Origin of the sequence: Pseudonocardia sp. ICBG162, assembly GCF_020496225.1 — a bacterium.
Lineage (GTDB): Bacteria > Actinomycetota > Actinomycetes > Mycobacteriales > Pseudonocardiaceae > Pseudonocardia > Pseudonocardia alni.
Window position 1 is genome coordinate 439103 of the sequence record NZ_JAHLJD010000005.1, and the last position, 14742, is coordinate 453844.

Genomic DNA, 14742 nt, shown 5'->3' on the forward strand with positions numbered 1-14742 from the left:
GCCCGGCCCGCCCGCGTCGTGCGGGCGGGCCGGGGACCGGGTCAGCGGCCGATCGCGTCGCCGAGGGTGATCTGCTGGTCGGGGACCTCCGGGCCGCTGCCCGGGCCGACGGCGGCGTCGGCCTCCTCCGCGGTCACCTCGTGCGGGGTGATCCGCCCGTCGCGGACGGCCTCGGCGTGGTGGCAGGCGACCCGGTGCCCCGAGGTGTCGCCGTCGAGCACGCGCAGCTGCGGGCGCTCGGTGGAGCACCGGTCGTCCTGGCGCCACGGGCAGCGGGTGTGGAAGCGGCACCCGGACGGCGGCGCGGCGGGCGAGGGCAGGTCCCCGGACAGCAGGATCCGCTCGCGGGTGTCCTCCACGGTCGGGTCCGGCTGGGGCACCGCCGAGAGCAGGGCCCGGGTGTAGGGGTGCAGCGGACCGTCGTAGAGCGCGCGGGCGGGCGCCTCCTCCACGATCGACCCGAGGTACATCACCCCGACCCGGTCCGAGACGTGCCGCACGACGGCCAGGTCGTGCGCGATCACCAGGTAGGTCAGGCCGAGCTCGCGCTGCAGCGAGCGCAGCAGGTTGAGCACCTGGGCCTGCACCGACACGTCCAGCGCCGAGACCGGCTCGTCGGCGACGACGAGGTCGGGCTCCACGCACAGCGCCCGGGCGATCCCGATGCGCTGACGCTGCCCGCCGGAGAACTCGTGCGGGTAGCGGCGCAGCGCGGACTCCGGCAGCCCGACCGCGCGCATGAGCTCGGCGAGCCGGTCCGGACCGGCCTCGATCCCGTGCGCGGCCAGGCCCTCGCGCAGCAGCGACCCGACCGACTGCCGCGGGTCCAGGCTGGACATCGGGTCCTGGAACACCATCTGGAACCGTCGGCGCATCCGGCGCAGCGGCTCCCCCTTCAGCGCGGCGACGTCGGTGCCGTCGAAGGACACCGTGCCCGCGGTCGGCTCGGTGAGCTTGAGGATCGCCCGCCCGAGGGTCGACTTGCCGCAGCCGGACTCGCCGACCAGGCCGTAGGTCTCGCCGCGCTCGATCCGCAGCGAGACGCCGTCGACGGCCCGGACGTGCCCGACGGTGCGCTGCACCAGCACACCCCGGGTGATCGGGAAGTGGACCTGCAGGTCCTCGACCTCCAGCAGGGGGCTCATGCCGTCGCTCCGATCGGCTCGGGGTTGTGGCAGCGCAGCAGCCGACCCGCCTCGTCGTCGGCCACCGGGGTGACCGAGGTGCAGGTCTCCAGCGCCCGCGGGCAGCGCGGCGCGAACGCGCAGGCGTGGTCCCAGGGCAGGTTGTCCGACACCGACCCGGTGATCGCGGGCAGCTCCGCGGCGGGGTCGGAGTCCAGCCGGGGGATCGACCGGATGAGTCCCGAGGTGTACGGGTGGCGCGGGCCCCCGAACAGGGCGTGCCGCTCCGCGCGTTCCACGACCCGGCCGCCGTAGAGGACGTTGACCCGGTCGCAGAGCCCCGCGACGACGCCCAGGTCGTGCGTGATCATGATCAGTGCCGTTCCCGTCTCGGCGACGAGCTCGCGCAGCAGCTCCAGGATCTGGGCCTGGATGGTGACGTCGAGGGCGGTGGTCGGCTCGTCGGCGATGAGCAGCTTCGGCCGGCAGGCGAGCGCGATCGCGATCAGCGCACGCTGGCGCATCCCGCCCGACATCTGGTGCGGGTAGGCCGACACGCGTCGTGCCGGGTCGGGGATGCCGACCCGCTCCAGCAGGGAGACGGCCTCCGTGCGGGCCTCGTCCTTGCTCATCCCGCGGTGCCGGGTGAGCGCCTCGGTGATCTGGACACCCACCGGGACGACCGGGTTCAGCGACGAGAGCGGGTCCTGGAAGACCATCCCGATGTCGCGGCCGCGCCGCTCGCGCAGCTCGGCGTCGGACAGGGTGAGCAGGTCGACGGACTCGTCCCCGGAGGAGAACAGCACCGAGCCGCCCACCCGGGGGGTGCGGCCCGGCAGCAGCCCCATGATCGCCAGGGAGGTCACGGACTTGCCGCAGCCGGACTCGCCGACCAGGCCGACGACCTCGCCGGGGCGGACGTCGAACGACACCCCGTCGACGGCGACGACGTCGGCCTCACCCCGCCGCACGAAGCGCACGGACAGGTCCTGGACCTGCAACAACGGGTTCATCGGAGGTGTGGTCATCGCCGGCCTTTCGGGTCGATGGCCTCGCGCAGCGACTCGCCGAGCAGCGTGAACCCGAGCGCGACGACGATGATCGCGATCGCCGGGTAGACCGCCAGCCCGGGCCGGACGTCGAGGTAGGGCTGCGCGGAGGCGAGCATCAGGCCCCACTCGGCGCGGGCCGGGTCGGCGTCGCCGAGGCCGAGGAAGGACAGCGCGGCCGCGTCGAGGATCGCCGTCGCCAGGGTCAGCGTGGCCTGCACGATCACCGGGCCGATCGCGTTGGGCAGCATGTGCCGCAGCACGACCGCCCGTCGCCTCACGCCGAGCGCGGTGGCCGCGAGGACGTGGTCGGAGTCGCGCTGGGCGAGCATCGACCCGCGCAGCAGCCGCGCGAAGATCGGCACGTTCACCAGCGCGACGGCGATGATGACCGTCGTCTGGCTGGGCCGGGCGGCCAGCGCCGCGACCGAGATCGCGAGCAGCAGCGACGGGATCGACAGCAGCACGTCGGTGACGCGCATGAGGACGGTGTCGATCCAGCCGCCGAACGCGCCGGCGAGCACACCGATGACCAGGCCAGCCGCGAGCCCGAACACGGTCGCGAGCACGCCGACGAGCAGGGTCTGGCGCGACGCCAGGATCATCCGGGAGAACTCGTCGCGGCCGTTCTGGTCGCTGCCGAGCAGGAAGCCGGGCTGCGGCCCGGGGATCGAGCCGGGGCGCAGCTGGTCGAGCAGCTGCGGGAACGCCTGGGCCGGGTCGTGCGGGGCCAGCAGCGGCGCGAACACCGAGACCAGCACGAACAGCCCGATGATCACCGCCCCGACGATCGCGGTGGGGCTGCGGCGCAGCCGGCGCAGCGCGTCCGCGGACAGGCTGCGGCCGGCGGTGTCGTCGATCCGGTCCTTCCGCCGCTGCGCCCAGGTGGTCGGTGCGCTCATCGCAGCCTCACCCTCGGGTCGATCACGGCGTAGGACAGGTCGACGAGCAGGTTGACCAGCACGTAGATCAGCGCGCCGAGCAGCACCACGGCCTGCAGCCGCGGGTAGTCGCGGCGCTCGATGCCCTCGGCGATCAGGGTGCCGATGCCGGGCCGGTTGAACACCTTCTCGGTCAGCACCGCGCCGGCGAGGAGCAGGCCGGTCTGCAGGCCGATCGTCGTGGAGACCGGCAGCAGCGCGTTGCGCAGGACGTGCCGGCCGCGGACGGTGCCCGGCGCGAGGCCCTTGGCGTTGGCGGTGCGGACGAAGTCGGACTCCAGCACGTCGAGCACCGACGCCCGGGTGATCCGCACGATGACGGCGAGCGGGATCGTCGCCAGCGTGACGGCCGGCAGCACGAGGTGCAGCAGCGAGTCCCAGCTGGCGTCGAACTCGCGGGTCAGCAGGCCGTCGAGGGTGGGGAAGCCGGTGACCGAGGTGGCGTCGATGCCGGTCGACTGCAGCCCGGACGGCGGGAACAGGCCGAGGTCGACGGCCAGGAACTGCTTGAGCACGTAGCCGAGGAAGAACACCGGTACGGCGACGCCGACCAGCGTCCCGACGATGGTCAGGTTGTCCCAGATCCCGCCGCGGTGGCGGGCGGCGAGGTAGCCGAGCGGGATCCCGAGGGCGACGGCGAGCAGCAGCGCCGACAGGGACAGCTCGATCGTCCCCGGCAGCGCCCGGCCGAGCTCGGTGATCACCGGGTCGCCGGTGACGAGGGAGGCGCCGAAGTCGCCGGTCAGCGCCCGGCCGAGGTAGTGCAGGTACTGGATCGGGATGGGCTGGTCCAGGCCCAGTGTCTTGTTCAGTGCCGCGATCGACTCCGGGGTCGCCTTGTCTCCGAGCAGCGCACCGGCCGGTCCGCCGGGCAGCGACCGCAGCCAGGCGAACAACAGGACGGACAGGATGAGCAGCGTCGGGACGACCTGGAGCAGGCGGCGCGCGACGAAGCGCAGCATGCGTGGATGTCCTCAGTGGTGGGAGGCGGGACACGCGACCGGGCGCCGCGGGATCTCCGCGGCGCCCGGGGCACGGTCAGTTCTTGCTGACGGAGACGAAGCGCTCGTCGGTCAGCGGCGACGGGATCACGCCCTGCACGTTCGGTCCGACGACGATCGCCGGGCCGGTGGTCAGGATCGGCACGGCCGGCAGGTACTTGGCCATGATGTCCTTGTTCGCCTGCTGGTACGCGGCGGCGTGACCGGCCGGGTCCGGGATGGCGTCGGCCTTGGCCAGCTCGGCGAACATCGCCGGGTCCTGCGCCCCGAACTCGGCCTTCTCCCGGCCGAAGAACGTGCCGACGAAGTTGCCGGCGTCGTTGTAGTCACCGGTCCAGCCGAGCATGTGCAGGTCGTGCTTGCCGGCCTTCTGGACGTCGTCCTTGTAGCCGCCGTTCCACGGCCGCGCGACCGGGTTGACCGTGATGCCGACGGCCTTCAGGTTCGCCGACATCGCCGAGAACAGGTCCGCCGGGTTCGGCATGTAGGGCCGGGTGATCTCGGTCGGGTAGTAGAAGTTCAGCGTCAGGTTCTGCGCGCCGGCCTCGGCGAGCAGCTGCTTGGCCTTCTCCGGGTCGTACGGGTACTGGGTGACGTCGTCGGCGTAGCCCGCGACGGTCGGCGGCACGAACTCCTTCGCGACGGCGGAGCCCTCCGGCATCTTGGTGCGGACCAGCGACTCGCGGTCGATCGCGTAGGCGAGCGCCTGGCGGACCCGCAGGTCCTTGAGCTTCGGGTTGTTCTTGGTGTTGATGCCCATGTAGAGCAGCGAGAACGGCTGGCGGATCAGCACCTGGTCGCCCTGGTCCTTCAGGGTCTGGTAGTCCGCCGGGGACGGGTAGTCGTAGCCGTCGATGGTGCCGGCGGCCAGCTCCTGCTTGCGGGCGTTCTCGTCCGGGATGATCTTGAAGATGAGCCGGTCGAGCTTGGCCTTCTCGCCCCAGTACTGGTCGTTGCGGACCAGGGTGATCGTGTTGTTCGCCTTGTCGAAGCTCTCGAACTTGAACGGCCCGGTGCCCGTCGGGTGCTCGTTCGCGTAGGCGGGGTAGGTGAAGGAGTCACCGCTCTGGGTGACGGCGTCGGCGTCGTACTGCTTGAGCGCCGCCGGGCTGGAGATCGAGAACGACGTGAGGCCGAAGGCGGCCGGGAACGCGCCCTTGAACTTGTTCAGCGCCAGGACGGCGGTGTTCGGGCTCTGCGCCGTGCAGGACTTGTAGAGCGGGGTACCCGAGGCGTCGCCCTCGTTCTTGGCGAAGCCCTCGAAGACGTCGCCGTAGTAGATCATCTGGCTCTGCGCCGCGGCGCCCTTCATGTTGAACCAGCGGTCGAAGTTCGCGCAGACCGCGGTCGCGTCGAGCGGCGTGCCGTCGTGGAACGTGACGCCCTCGCGGAGGGTGAACGTCCAGGTCTTGCCGTCCGGGGTGGACTTCCACTCGGTGGCCAGGCCGGGCTCGAGCTCGGTGGTCCCGGGCTTGTAGGTGATCAGCGTGTCGAACATCTGCCGGGCCGGGCGGAAGCTCTCGCCGTCGTCGTTGAAGATCGGGTCGAAGTTCTTCGGCGCACCCGCGGCGCCGAACACGAACGTCCCCCCGGCGGCGTCGCCACCCGCTCCGCGCTCCGAGCTCGCGCAGGCGGTCATGCCCACTGCGAGCACGCCCGCCATGACCGCCGTCATCCACCGTCTGCGCATTCCGGTCCCCTCGTCGGCAGAGGCGTCCACCCGATGTGTGCGTGAGGACACCTGATGACGGGGAAACCTATAGCGGTCCGTTACCAACCGGTAGACCCTTGCGTCACGATAGTGCTACGAACTGGTACGCACGTCCCGTTCGTCCGGGCCGTCGTCGACGGCCGACCGGTGCGCGTCCCGGTGGGCCGACACCGCGGCCCGCGAGGCGTCCTCGTCGAGCGCGGCGGCCCGGACCTCGTCGAAGACCTCGCGGTAGGTGCGCAGGTCGGCGGGCGACTCCAGGAACGACTCCCCCGCGTGCCCCTCGGTGTGGACGACGTCGGGGCCGAGCTCGTCGGGGACGGTCAGGATCGCGAAGCGGCCGGCGTGCGCCCGCTGCGGCCCGGCGCCGAACGGGAGCACGCGCAGCGTCACGTCGGGCAGGCCCGACAGCGTGAGCAGCCGGTCGAGCTGCTCGGCCATCACCGCGGGGCCGCCGGTCGCGCGGGTGAGTACGGCCTCGTCGACGACGGCGTCGAGCACCAGCGGCGGCGTCGCGGTGAGCGCCTCGTGGCGACGTCCGCGCAGCCGCACGAGCTGGTCGATCTCCCAGTCCGGGCGCCCCGGGAGCCGGGCACGCAGCGCGGCGTGCGCGTAGGCGGGCGTCTGGAGCAGCCCGTGCAGCACGGTCAGGTCGAACGCGGCGACGGCGGTCGCGTCGGACTCGGCGGCGGCGTAGCGCCCCGGCGACGGCAGGAAGTGCGGGTCGCTGCGCAGGCCCTCGGTGAACGGCTCCCACCAGCCGCGGGTGCGGCTCTCGGTGACCAGCCGCTCGAGCATCTCCGCCTCGACCCCGGCGACCCCGCCGTAGACCTCGACCAGCGCGGCGACGTCGGCCGGGCGCGGCACCCCCTTGCCGTTCTCCAGCCTGCTGATCTTCGACGTCGAGCAGCCCACGCCGCCCGCGGCGTCCTCCAGCTTCAGACCGGCGTTGACGCGCAGCCTGCGCAGCTCGGCACCCAGCCGTCGTCGCGCGCCGGTCGGCTCCTGCTCCACCTCGCGCCCCCTCCGTGGCCCCGCCGTGCAATCTACAGTTCTGTGCAATTCCCTGTGCCTGCAATTGCACGGAGGCGCATCGTCGTGCATCCTGGAGTCACCCGGACGTGACGGCAGACACACCGACCGTGGCGACCGGGGACCACGGACCGACCGCGACACACGAAGGGAGATTGACATGATCCGCAGGACGCAGGTGCCGCACACAGGCACGCACCACAGCGCCCGTACCGGGCGGTGGTCGCCGTGATCGCGCTGGTGGCGGTGGCCCTGGCGGGGCTGGCCACGCTGGTCGTCTCGGCGATCGTGATCGGGGTGACCGACCGGCGCCAGAGCGAGGCGTGGCGCAGGATCGCCGAGCAGCGACGCCGGGAGTGGGAGCGCAGGCAGCGCCAGCTCCACGGCCGGCCGCACCACGTGGACGCGTGGGGCGACGAGGATTCCGACTGACACCACTGTCGGGACCCACCAGGAAGGACGGCGCAGCGGCGGGGGGTTGCTGCGCCGGGTGGCCGGTCACGACCGGGGCGACGCGCCCGGGGCGGACCGGCCCGTTCTGTGTCCGGGGCCTAGATGTGATGCCCAGCCAGGTTGTTCAACCTGGTGATGGGTGTGGCCTTTCCGATTGCCGAGTGGGGCCTGTGGTGGTTGTAGTCGTGGACCCATGCTGGCAGAGCCGCGAGTCGGGCTGACTCGGAGTTGTAGAGCTTCTTGAAGGCCCAGCCCTCGGCCAGGGTCCTGTGGAAGCGCTCGATCTTCCCGTTCGTCTGCGGCCGGTAGGGCCGTGTCTTTTTCGGGGTGATGCCCAGCTCGGCACAGGTGTCGCGCCAGAGATGAGACTTGTAGCAGCCGCCGTTGTCGCTGAGCACGCGTTTGACCGTGACACCGCGGCAGGCGAACCAGGCGACCGCGTTACGCAGGACCGCGGCCGCGGTCTGCTTGGTCTCGTCCTCGTGTGCTTCGACATAGGCGACTCGAGAGTGATCGTCGATGACGGTGTGCAGGTAGCAGGTGCCCAGCAGAGGCTGGTGGTACCGACTCCTGGGCAGACCGGTTCGTGTCGAGGTCACCGCACGGTTCTTCTCGCCTTGTCGACGACCGACGTAGCGCCATCCGCCTCCGTCGGGGACCTTGCCGAGCTTCTTGACATCGACGTGGATCAAGTCGCCGGGCGCCTCGTGCTCGTAGCGGCGGATCGGCTCGCCAGTAGCCCGGTCGATGTGGGTGAGCCGGTTGATGCGACAGCGCACGAGCACGGCGTGCACGGTCGAGGACGCCATGTCGAGCCGGTCGCCGATCTCGACCGGTCCCAGGCGCTGCTTCCAGCGCAGGTGCACGATCTTGCGGACCACCGGCGCCGGCGTGCGGTTCGGCTGGTGACGGGGGGCCGAGGACCGGTCGTGCATCCCGGCCGGGCCTTCATCGCGGTAGCGCTGGGCCCACTTGTTCGCAGTCCGCCACGAGACGTCGTAGCGCTCGGCGGCGCGGGCCACAGACCAGCCTAGATCGACGACCAAGCGAGCGAGTCGGAGTCGGGCACGACAGGTGAGCGCGGCATTGGAGTGGGTAGCGTGGGACACGAAGGCCTCCTGGGTGCGGAGCGGTTCCTCGACAGCTCCACTCCACACCCGGGAGGCCTTCGCCCATCTACAGATCAGACCGTGTCGTCACACGATCTCGACCAACGTGCCTGGGCATCACACCTAGAGGGCCCGCCGGCCGGCGAGCGCGCGGCCGAGGGTCATCTCGTCGGCGAACTCCAGGTCGCCGCCCATCGGCAGGCCGGACGCGAGCCGCGTGACGCTCAGGCCCGGGAAGTCGCGCAGCAGCCGGACCAGGTAGGTCGCGGTCGCCTCGCCCTCGGTGTTGGGGTCGGTCGCGATGATGACCTCGGAGATCTCGGTCTCGTCGGTCGCCGGACCGGTGCCGCCGAGGCGGGCGAGCAGCTCGCGGATCCGCAGCGTGTCCGGGCCGATCCCGGCCAGCGGGTCGAGCGCGCCGCCGAGCACGTGGTAGCGCCCCTTGAACTCCCGGGTCCGCTCGACGGCCAGGACGTCCTTGGGCTCCTCGACCACGCACACCAGCGTCGGGTCGCGTCGCGCGTCGGAGCAGTAGCGGCAGCGGGTGTCCGACGCGACGTTGCCGCACACGTCGCAGAACGCGACGCCCTGCTTGAGCGTCTGCAGGACCTCCTGGAGCCGGTTGATGTCGGCCGGGTCCGCGGCGAGCAGGTGGAACGCGATGCGCTGGGCGCTCTTCGGACCGACCCCGGGCAGGCGTCCCAGCTCGTCGATCAGGTCCTGGACCGGTCCTTCGAACACCTCAGGCGCCCGGGAGGCCCAGGCCGCCCATGTCGAGACCGCCGGCGAGCGGACCCATCTTCTCCTGCTGCAGCTCCTGCGCACGGCGGACTGCGTCGGCGAGCGCGCCGGCGACGAGGTCCTGCAGGGTCTCGACGTCCTCCGGGTCCACGACCTTCGGGTCGATCCGCACCGAGCGCGGCTCCAGCCCCGCGGTGACGGTGACCTCGACCAGCCCGTTCCCGGCCTGGCCGGTGACCTCGGCGGTCGCGAGCTCGGCCTGGGCCTGCTGGAGCTGCTGCTGCATCTTCTGGGCCTGCTGCAGGATCATCTGCATGTCGGGCTGACCGGGTTGCACGCGTACCCCTCGCTGTCGGGTCCGGCTCGCGCGATCGGGGGCTTCCCCGGCGCGACCGGCGCGGACGTGTCCTTCTCCCAGGGTAGACGTGTCAGGCTGACCGACCGTGCGCGCCCTGATCCGTTCCGCCACAGCCGTCCCCCCGGCCGTCGTCGCGCTGCTGTGCGCCGGCTGCGGCGTAGCGGCACCGGCCCCGCCCTCGGTCGACGCGACCCCGGTGCCGGCCGCGACGACCCGCTCGCTGCCCACCACCCCGGCGCCGGTCCCCGCCCCCGTCGTGCTGCTCGACCCCGGGCACAACGGCGGCAACGCCGCGGACCCGGCCGCGGTGAACCGGCCGGTCCCCGACGGGCGCGGCGGGACCAAACCGTGCAACACGACCGGCACGTCCACGAACGCCGGCTACGCCGAGCACACCTTCACCTGGGACCTGGCCGGGCGGGTGCGGTCCCGGCTGGAGGCCGCCGGTGTGCGGGTGGTGCTCACCCGTCCCGACGACGACGGCGTCGGCCCCTGCGTCGACGCCCGCGGGGCGGCGGGCGGCCGGGCCGGTGCGGCGCTGGCCGTGTCGCTGCACGCGGACGGCGCGGCGGCCTCGGCCCGCGGGTTCCACGTCGCCTACGCCGAGCCCGCGGTGCACGGGACCGGACCGGCGTCACTGCGCCTGGCCACCGGGCTGCGGGACGCGCTGCGCTCGGCCGGGTTCGCCCCGGCCGGCTACATCGGCCGCGACGGGCTCGACGGCCGTGAGGACCTGGCCGGCCTGAACACCTCGACCGTGCCGACCGCGCTGGTGGAGGCGGGCAACATGCGCAACGCCGGCGACGCCGCCGTGCTCACCGACCCAGCCGGGCGGGACCGGATCGCGGCGGCGGTGGCCACGGCGGTGCTGGCGCAGCTGCGCCGCTGACCACCCGCGACCCGGCCACCCCGCCCGGGCCGGGAGTCAGCGCGGGTCGATCGCGCGTGCCCCCAGGTGCGAGGTGAGGATCTCCAGCGCGGCGGCCTCGGGGTCGCGACGGGCACCCGGTGACGCCGCCTCGGCCGCGGCCTCGGCGAGCATGTCCTCCTCCTCGGCGGCCTGGTTCCGTACCGGGGCGGGTCGTGCACCCGGACCGTCGCCCCCCTGCGGTCCGGCATCACGAGGGTCCGGCGGTGCGTCCTCCGGCGGCGGCTCCGGCGGCAGCGGGACGTCGGAGTCCCCCGCGGGACGGCGGGTGGGCCGCCCGCCCTGCTCGCGCTGCGGGGCGTCGCGCTGGGAGGGGCGCTGCGGCACCGCCCGCTGCGCGCGTTCCGGTGTGGCGGCGCGACGCGCGGTCGCGGCCTCCCCGGTGTCGCAGTGGACCCGCCACTGGACCCCGAGGACGGCGCGCAGCGCATCGGCGATCACGTCGGTGTTGCGCGCCTCGGACAGCCGGCGGGCCAGCGGCGGGGCGCCGATCGCGAGGACCAGGGTGTCGCCGTCGACCGCCCGGACGGTGGCGTTGACCAGCAGCGCCTCGGTGCTGCGGCTGCGCTGGCGGACGGCGGCGAGGATCTCCGGCCAGACCCGGCGGACCGCCGTCGCGTCCAGCGACGACGCCGACGACACCGGCTGCGCCGACTCCGGCGGTACGGCGTCGGCGGGGGCGCCGTCGCGGGGCGGGGCGGGGCGACGGGGTGCGGCCTCCTGCGCGGCGGGCTCCTCGGCCCCGCCCGCTCCCGGCCCGTCCGCCCGGCGACCGTCCGCCGGCCGGCCCTCTGCGGCCGGACCGTCCGCACCCGGGCCGTCTGCTCCCGGGCCGTGCGCCCGGGCCGGGCCGGCGGCCGCCTCGGAGGGCGCACCGGGGCCCGCGGTCGCCGGAGCGCGTTCCGCGGAACGCTCCGCGCCGGACTCCGCCTCCGTCGTCGCGCTCCCCTGTCCGCGTGGTCCGGTCGCCCCGTCGGCGTGGGGTGCCGGGGCGCCCGTCGGCCGGTTCCCGGCCTCCGCGGACGTGGGGCCACGCCCGGAGGCCTCACCGCCCCGGCCCTGGGCGTCGCCGCCCCGGTCCTGGGGGCCGCTGTGCCGGTCCGCGCCGGGAGCCGCGGGCGGGGCGGCTGCGGTGGCCGTGGCACGGCCGTCGTCGTCGCGTTCCGCGGAACGCGCCGCGCCCGCCTCCGGCCGGGTCCCCGCGGGCTTCGGGGCTGCGGGTGCCGGGGGTGCGGCGTCCGGTGCGGGCTCGGCGGGCCGCGACGGTGCCGGGGCGGGCACGGCCATCGGGGCCCCGGCCTCGCGTTCCGCGGAACGCGACGGTGCGCCGCCGGCCGGCTCCGAGCCGGCCGGGCGCTCGCTGGGCCGCACGAACCGCTTGGCGGCGCCGCCGTCGTCGGACGGGCCGGCGGGGTCGGGCGCGATCGCGTTGCGCCGCTCGATGCGCTCCAGACGTTCGAGCAGCCCGCCGTCGGAGGTCGTGGCCGCCGGGAGCAGCATCCGCGAGACCAGCAGCTCCAGCAGCAGCCGTGGGGCGGTCGCCCCGCGCATCTCGATCAGGCCCTGGTGCAGGATCTCGCCGTAGCGGGTGAGGGTGGCCGGTCCGAGCCGGGCGGCCTGGTCGGCCATCCGGGACAGCTCGTCCGCGGCGCCGTCGACCAGGCCCTGCTCCGCGGCGTCCGGCACGGCCTGCACGAGCATCAGGTCGCGGAAGCGCTGCAGCAGGTCCGAGGCGAAGCGGCGGGGGTCGTGCCCGGCCTCGACGAGCCGGTCCACCGCGCCGTAGACGGCCGCGCCGTCGGCCGCGGCGAGCGCGTCGACGGTGTCGTCGATCAGGCCGGAGTCGGTCACCCCGAGCAACGCGACCGCGCGCTCGTAGGTGACACCCTGCGGCCCGGCGCCGGCGAGCAGCTGGTCCAGCACCGACAGCGTGTCGCGGGCCGAGCCGCCCCCGGCCCGGATGACCAGCGGGAACACCGGCGGCGCGACGGTCACCTGCTCCTCGCCGCAGATCTTCTCCAGCAGCGCGCGCATCGTGCCGGGCGGGATCAGCCGGAACGGGTAGTGGTGGGTCCGCGACCGGATCGTCGGGAGCACCTTCTCCGGCTCCGTCGTCGCGAAGACGAAGACCAGGTGCTCCGGGGGCTCCTCGACGATCTTGAGCAGCGCGTTGAAGCCCTGGGTGGTGACCATGTGCGCCTCGTCGACGACGAACACGCGGTAGCGCGACTCGGCCGGCGCGTAGAACGCGCGGTCACGCAGCTCGCGCGCGTCCTCGACACCACCGTGGGACGCCGCGTCGAGCTCGACGACGTCGATGCTGCCCGACCCCTCGGGGGCGAGCGCGATGCACGAGTTGCAGACGCCGCACGGGTCCGGGGTCGGCCCCTGCTCGCAGTTCAGCGAGCGCGCCAGGATGCGGGCCGAGGACGTCTTGCCGCAGCCCCGCGGCCCCGAGAACAGGTACGCGTGGTTGATCCGCCCCGCGGTGAGGGCGGTGGCCAGGGGCTCGGTGACGTGCTCCTGCCCCACGACGTCGGCCAGCTTGGCCGGGCGGTACTTGCGGTACAGAGCCAGAGCCACGAGGGGAAGGCTACCCAGGGGGTCCGACACTTCGGGGACCCGCTCGGAGACAGAAGGGGACCCCGCGCACCCGCCAGAGCCTGTTGACCCTTGCTGCCTTCCGGCCCTGGGGGAGTTCACAGGATGGACGCTGCACGGGGTCCACGGACAGTGTGCCACGGACGGCGCCGTCGGGCGGCGAGGGGGCCGCGTCGGATCGCCGAGGGCGTCGCGTAACCTCTTTCGCGGAGGATTCGCCTAGTGGCCTAGGGCGCACGCTTGGAAAGCGTGTTGGGAGCAATCCCTCACGGGTTCAAATCCCGTATCCTCCGCCAGCAGGAAGGCGGAACGCCGGGCACACCCTCGCGGGTGGCCCGGCGTTCGGCGTTCAGTCTCATTTCCAGCCTCACCCGGCATCCGGCCGGCCCCGGATCAGGCCGCCCACACGCTGGGCGACGTCGCTGCGCACGACCCCGGTGATGTGCTGGTAGCGGGGGGCCATCGCGGTCGTCGACCAGCCCATCAGGCCCATGACCGCGCTCTCCGGGACGCCGAGGATCAGCAGCACCGTCGCGGCCATGTGGCGGGCGTCGCGCAGGCGATCGTCACGGCCCCCGGCGTCGCGCAGGAGCTCCTTCCCATGATGGTGGTCGGTGTTCGGGTTGAGCGGTTCGCCGCGTTCGTCGGTGAATACGTAGCCGGAGTCCTGCCAGAGCTGCGCGGCCGTGTCGCGCTCGCGGTCCTGCTCCTCGCAGTGGGACTCCAGGAGCGCGACCGGTTCGTCCGGGAGGCCGATGGCGCGGCGTCCGGCGCGCGACGTCGTCTCGTCGGTCTCCGGCCGGTCCGCGAGCCGCTTCGGGCGGTAGCCGGCGCACCGCGTCACCGCCGAGCAGGCCCGGGCTCCACAGGGTCGCCCCACACCTTGCTACCGATCTCATGATCCTGGACCCCGGTCGGACGCGAGCTGTGCAAGCCTGCTCACCGACGGGCTGTCCGATGATCACGACCCACCCTCGGCGACGACTCGACGTCGACGCTCCGCGCCTCGACCGTGGTGCACCACGCGGTCGGCATGCTGGCGAGTCACCAGCAGACCGGCTGCTGTCACGCGCTGGAACTCCTTCGCCGATACGCCCGGATCGTCCAGCGCAGCCTGGAGTACGCGGCGGACGACACCCATGACCGTCGGACCGCTCTGGACGCCATCACCGAGCGGGCAGGGCGAGGCAGGCAGAGTGGGGATCCCCGCTCGGCCGTGATCGTGCAGATGGTTCCCCGCGATGCGGCCTGACATGCTCCGGTCATGGGATTCCGCGATCAGCCCGCCTACATCATCAAGATGCGTGCCAAGCCGGGGAAGGGTGATCGGCTGTTCGAATTGGCGACAGCTGGGATGGAGAAGTCCGATTCGTCTGATCGATTCACCATTCTCCGCGAAGATGACGATCCGGACGTGCTGTGGAACGTCGAGGTGTTCCGTTCGGTCGAAGCCAAGGATGCCTACGAGCAGAGCCCCCTGGCCGACCAGCTACGCGATGAGATCATCGACCTGCTCGCCGAGCCGCCGATGCGCATTGCAGCGCACCCCTACTCGGCCCTCCCGAAACTTCCCGGCGACGCAGGCTGAACTGGCGCGGGAAGCCGCACCACAGACGACGCCGGGCGGTCACGCCGCTCTCCCCTGGGCTCGGTCGCAGTCTCATTCACGCTCGTTCACCGAGGTACGCGCAGGC

General features: G+C 73.1%; 14 protein-coding genes, 1 tRNA gene and 1 other RNA gene. 4 read left to right on the plus strand and 12 right to left on the minus strand.

Annotated elements, in window-relative coordinates:
- Positions 1–41: 41 nt before the first annotated feature.
- The 6 genes from KPL60_RS02500 to KPL60_RS02525 form a co-directional block, all read right to left on the minus strand.
- Positions 42–1145 (minus strand): ABC transporter ATP-binding protein, encoded by a 1104-nt coding sequence (locus tag KPL60_RS02500; protein ID WP_226354753.1) that lies wholly within the window; start codon positions 1143–1145, stop codon positions 42–44.
- The gene (locus KPL60_RS02505; protein ID WP_304580126.1) at positions 1142–2152 is read right to left on the minus strand and encodes an ABC transporter ATP-binding protein; all 1011 of its coding nucleotides are present in this window, start codon (positions 2150–2152) and stop codon (positions 1142–1144) included. The genes KPL60_RS02500 and KPL60_RS02505 overlap by 4 nt, the downstream gene beginning before the upstream one ends.
- On the minus strand, positions 2149–3075 hold the full coding sequence (locus tag KPL60_RS02510; RefSeq protein ID WP_226354752.1) for an ABC transporter permease: 927 nt from the start codon (positions 3073–3075) through the stop codon (positions 2149–2151). The genes KPL60_RS02505 and KPL60_RS02510 overlap by 4 nt, the downstream gene beginning before the upstream one ends.
- Positions 3072–4076 carry an ABC transporter permease gene (locus KPL60_RS02515; protein ID WP_062399555.1) on the minus strand — a complete coding sequence of 335 codons (1005 nt, stop codon included), beginning with the start codon at positions 4074–4076 and terminating at the stop codon, positions 3072–3074. Before KPL60_RS02515 ends, KPL60_RS02510 begins: the two co-directional genes overlap by 4 nt.
- A 76-nt stretch (positions 4077–4152) precedes the next feature.
- Positions 4153–5805 carry an ABC transporter substrate-binding protein gene (locus KPL60_RS02520; protein ID WP_374228585.1) on the minus strand — a complete coding sequence of 551 codons (1653 nt, stop codon included), beginning with the start codon at positions 5803–5805 and terminating at the stop codon, positions 4153–4155.
- A 114-nt stretch (positions 5806–5919) separates the two neighbouring features.
- A complete protein-coding gene (locus KPL60_RS02525; protein WP_226354750.1) occupies positions 5920–6840 on the minus strand; it encodes a helix-turn-helix transcriptional regulator in 921 nt (306 codons plus the stop codon).
- A gap of 246 nt (positions 6841–7086) precedes the next feature.
- Between KPL60_RS02525 and KPL60_RS02530 the strand changes: the two genes are divergently transcribed.
- Complete coding sequence (locus KPL60_RS02530; RefSeq protein WP_226354749.1) at positions 7087–7290, plus strand: hypothetical protein; 204 nt, start codon at positions 7087–7089, stop codon at positions 7288–7290.
- A 119-nt stretch (positions 7291–7409) separates the two neighbouring features.
- Here KPL60_RS02530 and KPL60_RS02535 read toward each other — a convergent pair whose 3' ends face one another.
- The 3 genes from KPL60_RS02535 to KPL60_RS02545 form a co-directional block, all read right to left on the minus strand.
- Complete coding sequence (locus KPL60_RS02535) at positions 7410–8420, minus strand: IS481 family transposase (protein ID WP_226364751.1); 1011 nt, start codon at positions 8418–8420, stop codon at positions 7410–7412.
- 123 nt (positions 8421–8543) lie between these two features.
- Entirely contained in the window at positions 8544–9161 is a 618-nt protein-coding gene (gene recR / locus KPL60_RS02540) for a recombination mediator RecR (protein WP_226364752.1), read from the minus strand.
- Between the two features lies 1 nt (position 9162).
- A complete protein-coding gene (locus tag KPL60_RS02545; RefSeq protein WP_060713646.1) occupies positions 9163–9477 on the minus strand; it encodes a YbaB/EbfC family nucleoid-associated protein in 315 nt (104 codons plus the stop codon).
- 127 nt (positions 9478–9604) lie between these two features.
- On the opposite strand from KPL60_RS02545, the gene KPL60_RS02550 reads away from it, so the two are divergent.
- Complete coding sequence (locus KPL60_RS02550) at positions 9605–10408, plus strand: N-acetylmuramoyl-L-alanine amidase (RefSeq protein WP_226364753.1); 804 nt, start codon at positions 9605–9607, stop codon at positions 10406–10408.
- Between the two features lie 36 nt (positions 10409–10444).
- Here KPL60_RS02550 and KPL60_RS02555 read toward each other — a convergent pair whose 3' ends face one another.
- Positions 10445–13030 carry a DNA polymerase III subunit gamma and tau gene (locus KPL60_RS02555; protein ID WP_308016624.1) on the minus strand — a complete coding sequence of 862 codons (2586 nt, stop codon included), beginning with the start codon at positions 13028–13030 and terminating at the stop codon, positions 10445–10447.
- A 51-nt stretch (positions 13031–13081) separates the two neighbouring features.
- An RNA gene (ffs, locus tag KPL60_RS02560) (signal recognition particle sRNA small type) lies at positions 13082–13176 on the minus strand.
- Positions 13177–13256: 80 nt separating this feature from the next.
- On the opposite strand from ffs, the gene KPL60_RS02565 reads away from it, so the two are divergent.
- Positions 13257–13344, plus strand: a tRNA-Ser gene (locus tag KPL60_RS02565).
- Positions 13345–13415: 71 nt separating this feature from the next.
- Here KPL60_RS02565 and KPL60_RS02570 read toward each other — a convergent pair.
- Positions 13416–13892 (minus strand): tyrosine-type recombinase/integrase, encoded by a 477-nt coding sequence (locus KPL60_RS02570; RefSeq protein ID WP_226364754.1) that lies wholly within the window; start codon positions 13890–13892, stop codon positions 13416–13418.
- 420 nt (positions 13893–14312) lie between these two features.
- On the opposite strand from KPL60_RS02570, the gene KPL60_RS02575 reads away from it, so the two are divergent.
- The gene (locus KPL60_RS02575) at positions 14313–14636 is read left to right on the plus strand and encodes a putative quinol monooxygenase (RefSeq protein ID WP_226364755.1); all 324 of its coding nucleotides are present in this window, start codon (positions 14313–14315) and stop codon (positions 14634–14636) included.
- The last annotated feature ends 106 nt before the right edge of the window (positions 14637–14742 follow it).